This is a genomic window from Cupriavidus sp. BIS7 (assembly GCF_000292345.1).
Lineage (GTDB): Bacteria > Pseudomonadota > Gammaproteobacteria > Burkholderiales > Burkholderiaceae > Cupriavidus.
On sequence record NZ_ALOU01000111.1, the window covers coordinates 1 to 8,298 of the forward strand.

General features: G+C 67.0%; 9 protein-coding genes. All 9 read left to right on the forward strand.

Features of this window, described 5'->3' with window-relative positions; translation table 11 throughout:
• Window positions 1-246 precede the first annotated feature (246 nt).
• The 9 genes from bioA (at window position 247) to B552_RS0126555 (ending at window position 8,166) form a co-directional block, all read left to right on the forward strand.
• On the forward strand, window positions 247-1,653 hold the full coding sequence (bioA, locus tag B552_RS0126515) for an adenosylmethionine--8-amino-7-oxononanoate transaminase (RefSeq protein WP_019452091.1): 1,407 nt from the start codon (window positions 247-249) through the stop codon (window positions 1,651-1,653).
• Complete coding sequence (gene bioF, locus B552_RS0126520; RefSeq protein ID WP_019452092.1) at window positions 1,643-2,863, forward strand: 8-amino-7-oxononanoate synthase; 1,221 nt, start codon at window positions 1,643-1,645, stop codon at window positions 2,861-2,863. The genes bioA and bioF overlap by 11 nt, the downstream gene beginning before the upstream one ends.
• A complete protein-coding gene (gene bioD / locus B552_RS0126525) occupies window positions 2,860-3,621 on the forward strand; it encodes a dethiobiotin synthase (RefSeq protein WP_019452093.1) in 762 nt (253 codons plus the stop codon). The genes bioF and bioD overlap by 4 nt, the downstream gene beginning before the upstream one ends.
• Window positions 3,622-3,649: 28 nt before the next feature.
• The gene (bioB, locus tag B552_RS0126530) at window positions 3,650-4,687 is read left to right on the forward strand and encodes a biotin synthase BioB (protein WP_019452094.1); all 1,038 of its coding nucleotides are present in this window, start codon (window positions 3,650-3,652) and stop codon (window positions 4,685-4,687) included.
• Between the two features lie 265 nt (window positions 4,688-4,952).
• Complete coding sequence (locus B552_RS0126535; protein ID WP_019452095.1) at window positions 4,953-5,894, forward strand: glyoxylate/hydroxypyruvate reductase A; 942 nt, start codon at window positions 4,953-4,955, stop codon at window positions 5,892-5,894.
• 46 nt (window positions 5,895-5,940) lie between these two features.
• Complete coding sequence (locus B552_RS0126540) at window positions 5,941-6,438, forward strand: YbaK/EbsC family protein (RefSeq protein WP_026036078.1); 498 nt, start codon at window positions 5,941-5,943, stop codon at window positions 6,436-6,438.
• Window positions 6,435-6,689 carry a DUF1289 domain-containing protein gene (locus tag B552_RS0126545; RefSeq protein ID WP_019452097.1) on the forward strand — a complete coding sequence of 85 codons (255 nt, stop codon included), beginning with the start codon at window positions 6,435-6,437 and terminating at the stop codon, window positions 6,687-6,689. Before B552_RS0126540 ends, B552_RS0126545 begins: the two co-directional genes overlap by 4 nt.
• A complete protein-coding gene (locus B552_RS0126550) occupies window positions 6,686-7,612 on the forward strand; it encodes an MBL fold metallo-hydrolase (protein ID WP_019452098.1) in 927 nt (308 codons plus the stop codon). Before B552_RS0126545 ends, B552_RS0126550 begins: the two co-directional genes overlap by 4 nt.
• A gap of 2 nt (window positions 7,613-7,614) precedes the next feature.
• Window positions 7,615-8,166, forward strand: coding sequence for a GNAT family N-acetyltransferase (locus B552_RS0126555; protein WP_019452099.1), 552 nt, complete (start codon window positions 7,615-7,617; stop codon window positions 8,164-8,166).
• Window positions 8,167-8,298: the final 132 nt, after the last annotated feature.

The window sequence follows — 8,298 nt, forward strand, 5'->3', positions numbered from 1 at the left end:
GGGGAGAGGGCCGGCGCATCCACAGCGAGAAATTTTTTACATCGCGTTAGCCGAAGTTATCGGCGTGTAGCAGGTAGTGGGGCGAAGTGCGCAGCACTGCGGCCGGCAAGTTCGCGCAACGTCCGTCAAATTGCACTCAACAAGCGCAGTGCGGCCGGTTTGCCAATCCGGCGGGGACCTTTCTACCATGAGCTTCCCAAATCCGTCCGCAGGCAAGAACCGGACGGGCAACGTAGGAGAGTCCCCTTGACACATCCTGTCCCCAATCCCGAAGGCGGTGACACGTCGCTGGCGGCGCGTAGCCAGCGCGCCGTATGGCACCCGTGCACGCGCCTGCGCCCCGATGCTGGCGCCAACGAGCCGCCGCTGGCAATCGCGCGCGGCGAAGGGCCGTGGCTGATCGACGCCAGCGGCAAACGCTATTTCGACGCCATCAGCTCGTGGTGGGTCAACCTGTTCGGCCACGCCAATCCGGCGATCAACGCCGCGCTTGCTGCGCAGCTGCAGACGCTGGAGCACGTGATGCTGGCCGGCTGCACGCACGCACCGGCCGTGGAACTGGCCGAGCGGCTGGCGGCGCTTACCGGTGGTGCGCTCGGCAATGTGTTCTATGCATCGGACGGTGCATCGGCCGTAGAGATCGCGCTCAAGATGAGCTTTCACTACTGGCGCAACACGGGCCTGTCGGCCAAGCGCGAGTTCGTCTGCCTGCGCCACGGCTATCACGGCGAAACGGTGGGCGCGCTGGCGGTGACCGATGTCGAGATCTTCCGTGACGCCTACGACCCGCTCACGCGCCGCGCCCACGTGGTGATGTCTCCTGACGCGCGCCAGGCCACTCGCGGTGAAACCGCTGCCGACGTGGCGGCCCGCGCGCTGGCCGAACTCGAAGCGCTGCTGCGCGATCGTGCGGGCCAGATCGCCGCGCTGATCGTCGAGCCGCTTGTGCAGGGCGCGGCCGGCATGGCGATGTATGACCCGTCGTACCTCGAAGGTGCTCGCGCACTGTGCGACCGCTACCGCGTGCACCTGATCGCCGACGAGATCGCCGTGGGCTGCGGCCGCACCGGCACGTTCTTCGCTTGGGAGCAGGCGCGCGGCGGTGAAGCGGTGCCTGCCCATGCGTGGCCGGACTTCCTTTGCCTGTCCAAGGGCATTACCGGCGGCTACCTGCCGCTGTCGCTGGTGCTGTCGCGCCCGGAGATCCAGCGGGCGTTCATTGCCGACGACATCGCGCGCAGCTTCCTGCATTCGCATTCGTACACGGGCAATCCGCTCGCCTGCCGCGCGGCACTGGCCACGCTCGACCTGTTTGCCTCGGACGATGTGCTCGCGCAGAACCGCGAGCGCGCGCAGTGGCTCGGCAGCGCCATGGCGGGCATCGCCGCCGATCCGCGCGTCAGTAACGTGCGCCAGCGCGGCCTGATCTGGGCAGCCGATGTCGATGCCGATGCGGCCGGCGCGGACTTTGCCGCGCGCTTCCATCTGGCGGCGCGCGAACGTGGCGTCCTGGCGCGGCCTATCGGGCACACGCTGTACGTGATGCCGCCGTACGTTTTCGATGCCGGGCTGGCCAACTGGCTCGGCGAACAATTGCTGGACACGCTGCAGGCAGTGCTGAATCCGGCCGAGGAGGCACGCCATGCTGCTTGATCACCTGAAACGCGCCGCCGCGGAACGCGAGGCCCAGTCGCTGACGCGCCGCCGCCGCATTGCCCACACGGCCTGCGCGCCACACCAGTCGGTTGGCCAGATCGACGCCACGCCCACGCCGTTGCTCACGTTCTGCAGCAACGACTACCTTGGGCTGGCCAATCACGGATCGATCGCCCATGCGCTGGCCGAAGGCGCGCATCGCTATGGCGCGGGCAGCGGCGCATCGCATCTGGTCAGCGGCCACTCGCTCGCGCATGCGCAGCTCGAACACGAACTGGCGCGCTGGCTGGCACCGTACATTCCGCAGGCGCAGGCGTTGTACTTCTGCACCGGCTATATGGCGAACCTTGCCGTGCTGACGTCGCTCGGCACTGCCGGCGCAACGCTGTTCTGCGAGACGCTGAACCATGCATCGCTGATCGATGGCGCCCGCCTGGCGCGCGCCGATGTTCAGCGCTATCCGCATGGCGATACTGCCGCGCTGGACGCGCTGCTGGCCGCCAGCGCCAGTGAACTGAAGCTGATCGTGACAGACAGCGTGTTCAGCATGGATGGCGACATCGCGCCGCTGGCCGCGCTGCTGGAAGTGGCCGAGCGCCACGACGCGTGGATCATCGTCGATGACGCGCACGGCTTCGGCGTGCTCGGCAAGAACGGCCACGGCGTGCTCGAACTGCTGGGGCTGCGCTCGGAGCGGCTGGTCTATATCGGCACGCTCGGCAAGGCGGCCGGCGTGGCGGGCGCATTCGTGGCCGCGCACGAGACGATCATCGAGCATCTCGTCAACACCGCGCGCCCGTACATCTACACCACGGCCGCGCCGCCGGCCGTCGCGCATGCACTGCTGACGAGCCTGGAGATCATCGCCGGCGAGGAGGGCCACTCCCGCCGCGCGCATCTGGCCGAATTGATTGCACAGTTGCGCGCGGGGCTTGGCGTGCTGGCGGCGCGGGCAGGCTGGACGCTGGGCCAGAGCGAGACGGCCATCCAGCCGCTGATCATCGGCGACAACGCCGCGGCGCTGGCGCTGTCGGCCGCGCTGGAAGCCGATGGCATTCGCGTTGGCGCGATCCGGCCGCCGACGGTGCCTGCCGGCACCGCGCGGCTGCGCATCACGTTGTCGGCGTCGCATACGGCGGTCGATGTAGAGCGGCTGCTGGAGGCGATCGCCCGTGCGATGCCGCAGCAGCACAAGGAGGCGGCATGACGGTCATCGCCAACAAGCCGGAGCGCTTTTCCTGCTTCATCACCGGCACGGACACCGGCGTTGGCAAGACACACGCAACGGCCACGCTGCTGCATGCGCTCCACGAAGCCGGCTACAGCACCGTGGGCATGAAGCCCATTGCTGCCGGTGGCGAATGGCTCGACGACCGCTGGCAGAACGACGATGTCGATCAGCTTCGCGCAGCGGGCTCCGTCATCGTGCCGCAGGAAGAGATGTGCCCGTTCTTCTTTCGCACCCCGGCATCGCCGCACCTGGCCGCCGCGCTGGAAGGCGTGCGAATCACGCGCAAGCCGATTCGCGACGCGTTCGATTCGCTGCGCCAGCAGGCGGAGGCCGTGGTCGTTGAAGGCGTGGGCGGATTTATCGTGCCGCTGGACGTGGGCGCCGTGCGGTGGAACACGGCGGACCTGGCCGTGATGCTCGACGTGCCGGTGATTCTGGTGGTCGGCATCCGGCTGGGCTGCCTGAGCCATGCGATGCTGACCGCCGAAGCGATCCGGGCGCGCGGGCTCAAGCTTGCCGGCTGGATCGCCAATCGCATCGATCCCGACATGCTGCTGCCAGAGGAAAACATCGTCACGCTGCAGGATGCGCTCGATGCGCCGATGCTCGGCGAACTTCCGTGGCAGGTCGCGCCGGCCGTCGCCGCCCAATACCTGGACCTCGCGCCGCTGCTTTCCGGCACGCCACCCGTCGTATCCCCACATAACGATAACGCCGCTCCGCACCGCATGTGAGCTGCCCCAACCGAACCCTCAATCGATCATGACGCAACGAACCAATTACACCATCGCCACCGTCTCCCCTGAATCGCTGCGCCAGTCGGCCCGCAACATTGCCGCCGCCGCGCCGAAGGAAGGCGATGCCTGGCGTGTCGACGATGTCGCCGCGCTGTTCGCCCTGCCGTTCAACGACCTGCTGTTCCGCGCCCAACAAGTGCACCGCGAGAACTTCGACGCCAATACCGTGCAACTGTCGACGCTGCTGTCTATCAAGACCGGTGGCTGCGAGGAGGATTGCGGCTACTGCTCGCAGAGCGCGCACCACGAGGCCGGTGTGAAGGCCGAGAAGCTGATGGATCTGGAGGCCGTGCTCGATGCCGCCAAGTCCGCCAAGGCCAACGGCGCCACGCGCTTCTGCATGGGCGCCGCCTGGCGCAGCCCGAAGGACCGCCACCTGGAGCCGGTGATGGACATGGTGCGCGAGGTGAAGGCGCTGGGCCTGGAAACCTGCATGACGCTGGGCATGCTCAAGGCCGATCAGGCGCAGCAGCTTAAGGAGGCGGGGCTGGACTACTACAACCACAACCTCGATACCTCGCCCGAGTACTACGGCAAGATCATCACCACGCGCACCTACCAGGATCGCCTGGACACCATCGGCCATGTGCGCGAAGCGGGTATCAACGTTTGCTCCGGCGGTATCGTGGGCATGGGCGAAACGCGCGAAGCGCGCGCAGGGCTGATCGCGCAGCTGGCCAATATGAACCCGTACCCCGAATCGGTGCCCATCAACAACCTGGTGCCGATCGAAGGCACGCCGCTGGCGGGCACCGAAGCGCTGGACCCGTTCGAGTTCGTCCGCACGATCGCCGTGGCACGCATCACGATGCCGCGCGCCATGGTGCGCCTGTCCGCTGGCCGCCAAATCATGGACGAGGCACTGCAGGCCCTGTGCTTCATGGCCGGCGCGAATTCCATTTTCTATGGCGAAAAGCTGCTGACGACCGGTAATCCCCAGGCGGAACGCGACCGCGCGCTGCTGGCGCGGCTGGATATTCGGGCGGAGGGGTACGCGGGCTGATTCGGGGGGATTGTTTGGCTCCCCTCTCCCGCTCGGCGGGAGAGGGGTTGGGGGAGAGGGCCAGCGCATCAAGACGCGACGGCGGCAATTTGAACCTCAATACCCTCTCCCCCGACCCCTCTCCCACAAGTGGGAGAGGGGAGCACACAAGCGCAGATGGGCGCCGCCGATCCGCCATGCAGAACGCCTTTCCGCAATCCAAGCGCTGACCGGCGACCTCTGCCAAAATGCTTCATCACACCCCAAAAAGAACACTGGAGTCGAGATGAAGTTGCAGCTGTACGTGCCCGATGGCCGGTATGCGCCGTGGATTGAGGGCTTTGCCGAAGTACTGCCGGAAGCGCAATGCGTGACCTGGGAAGACAGCCAGGGCCAGGCTGCCGATTACGCCGTGGTGTGGCGTCCGCCGCTGGAGATGCTGCGCGGCCGCACCGATCTGAAGGCCGTCTTCAATCTCGGCGCCGGCGTGGACGGCATTCTGAGACTGCGTGACAAGGCTCCCGATGCGCTGCCGGCCGGCGTGCCGATCGTTCGGCTCGATGATGCGGGAATGGCCGCCCAGATGGGCGAGTACGTCACTGCAGCCGTGCTGCGCTACTTCCGCAAGCTTGATGCGTATGACACGCAGGAGCGCGCCGGCACGTGGAAATTCCTGAAGCCGCATCGCCGCGCCGATTTCACGATCGGCGTGATGGGTATTGGCGCGCTGGGCTCGCATATCGCGCGCACGCTGGCCGGCTTCGGCTTTCCGGTGCGCGGCTGGAGCCGTTCGCCGAAGACGGTGGACGGTGTGCAGTCATTCCATGGCGATGATGGCCAGGTTGCATTTCTCGATGGCCTGCGCGTGCTCGTCAACGTGCTGCCGCTGACCCCAGAGACCGAGGACATCATCGACACAGGCCTGCTGTATCGTCTGGCTCACGGTGCCTATGTGATCAACGTGGCGCGTGGGCAGCACCTCGTGGAAGAAGACCTGCTGGCCGCCGTGCAGGATGGCCAGATCGCCGGGGCCACGCTCGATGTGTTCCGCACCGAGCCGCTGCCTGCCGATCATCCCTACTGGCAGGAGCCGCGCATCACGATCACGCCGCATATCTCGGCGCTGACGCTGCGCGAGGACAGCATCGCGCAGATCGCCGGGAAAATCCGTCTGCTCGAAGCCGGCAAGCCGATTGTCGGTGTCGTGGATCTGCAGCGCGGCTACTAAGCCGCGACGCGATGACAAAAAGGAAACCAAATCCATGAGCGAATCCATGGGCGAACCCAACGCGCTCCCCGAAGCCGCGCAACGCGTGGCTGACCTGCTGGCCGGCATCGGCCACGATCGTCCCGTGGTGATGCTGCCAGCCACCGGCAAGACCTCGGCAGAGGCGGCCGCCGGCCTGGGCTGCAGCGTTGCCGAGATCGCCAAGTCGATCATCTTCCGCCGCGTCGAAGACGACGTGCCCGTGCTGGTGATCGCCAGCGGCAGCAACCGTGTCGATGAAGCCAAGGTGGCCGCGCGCGTGGGGGTGCTGGGCAAGGCCGATGCGAAGTTCGTGCGCGAAAAAACCGGCTATGCGATCGGCGGTGTCTGCCCGATCGGCCATGCGGTGGCACCGGTGATGCTGCTGGACCAGGACCTGTTCCGCTACGAGAGCGTATGGGCCGCCGCAGGCCATCCGCACGCCGTCTTCAACCTGACGCCGCAACAGCTTCAGGCGATGACCGGCGCGGAAGTGGCAGATGTTGCGCAGGCGAATCCGGCATGACGTCCGCACAGCGCCGCCTTCTGGCCGATCTGGTCCGCGGTGCCGCCGCGGCGCAGATCGTCGCGCCCGTGCCGTCGCCATGCCGCAGCGTCTGCAAGATGGATGCGGCCAGCGGCTATTGCGAAGGCTGCCTGCGTACGATCGACGAGATCGCGGGCTGGTCCAAGGCCGATGACGAGGAGCGCCGCCGCATCTGGGCCTTGCTGCCCGCGCGCGTGTCGCGCCTGTGCGCGGCGGGGAGCGAAGCATGAGCGCGCCGATACTGCCACCCACGATGCGCGTGCTCGAGCGCGGCTGGCTCTCGGCGAACAACGTGCTGTTCGTCGACGATGCCAGCGGCGAAACGGCACTCGTCGATACCGGCTACGTGACGCACGCCGCGCAGACGGAGGCGCTTGTGGCGTCGGCGCTCGACGGCCGGCCGCTGCACCGGATCATCAACACCCATCTGCATTCCGATCATTGCGGCGGCAACGCGGCCTTGCAGGCGCGCTGGCAGCCCCAGACCGCGATCCCCGCCGCGGAGGCCACGGCTGTCGCGTCGTGGGATCAGGCCGCGCTGTCGTTCCAGGCCACGGGCCAGCAATGCGCGCGGTTCGGATTCGATGCCGTGCTGCACGACGGCGACCGTCTGCGTCTCGGCGGCATCGACTGGGATGTGGTGGCCGCGCCGGGCCATGATCCGCACGCCGTGATGCTGTTCGCGCCTTCGCTTCGCATCCTGATCTCGGGCGATGCGCTCTGGGAAAACGGGTTCGGCGTGATCTTTCCCGAGCTCGATGGCGAAAGCGGATTCATCGAGCAGGCTGCCGTGCTCGCCCGGATCGAGACGCTTGACGCGCGCATCGTGATTCCCGGGCACGGTCGCGTGTTCGACGACGTGAGCGGCGCCATCGCGCGCGCGAAGGGCCGGCTCGATTATCTGCAGAGCGATGGCCTGCGCAATGCCACGCACGCCGTGCGCGTGCTTGTGAAGTTCAAGCTGCTGGAGCTGCAATCGATCTCGCACGATGCACTGTTCGCGTGGATGAGCGGCACGCCGCTGATGCAGCGGATACATGCGCGGTTCATGGCCGCGCAGCCAATCGAGGTCGTGTTCGACCAGACCCTGCAAGCGTTGGCCAAGGCTGGCGCACTGGCCGTCGAAGGCGATCGGGTGATCAACCGGGACTGAGCATGCTACCGCTGCGCGGCAAGGACTTCCTGTTGCGACCGTTCCGCGCCAGCGACGTGGCGCCGTTCGTGGCTGCCGTGCGGGAATCGATGGCCAGCGTCGGCGTATGGATGCCGTGGGCGCATCCGGACTACAACGCCTACGATGCCCAGGAGTGGTTCGCGCGCTGCGCGGCCAACATGGACGAGGGCACCGCGTACGACGTGGGCGTGTTCTCGGCCGATGGGCGCACGTTCTACGGCGGCGTGGCCATCAACCAGATCCGTCGTGAGGACAACCTCGGTAACCTTGGCTACTGGATCCGTCAGGGCCATCAGCGCCAGGGGCTGGCGTCGGGCGCCGCCACGATGATGGCGTGCCACGGGTTCCACGCGCTCGGGCTCACGCGGCTGGAGATCGTGGCAGCGGAGACCAACCTCGCAAGCCGCGGCGTTGCCGAGAAGATCGGTGCGGAGTTCGAATGCATCGCCCGGAACCGCCTGATCCTGCACGGACGGCCCGTGGCGGCTGCGGTGTATTCGCTGGTGCCCGAGTCGTTTGATATTTCGCGATAGCCGTGACTATGCGCTCCCCTCTCCCATGCGAATGGGAGAGGGGTGGGGGAGAGGGCGTTGAGTTTCAACGAAGTGCGGCGGTGTTGGAATCGCTTGCCCTCTCCCCCGGCCCCTCTCCCGCCGTGCGGGAGA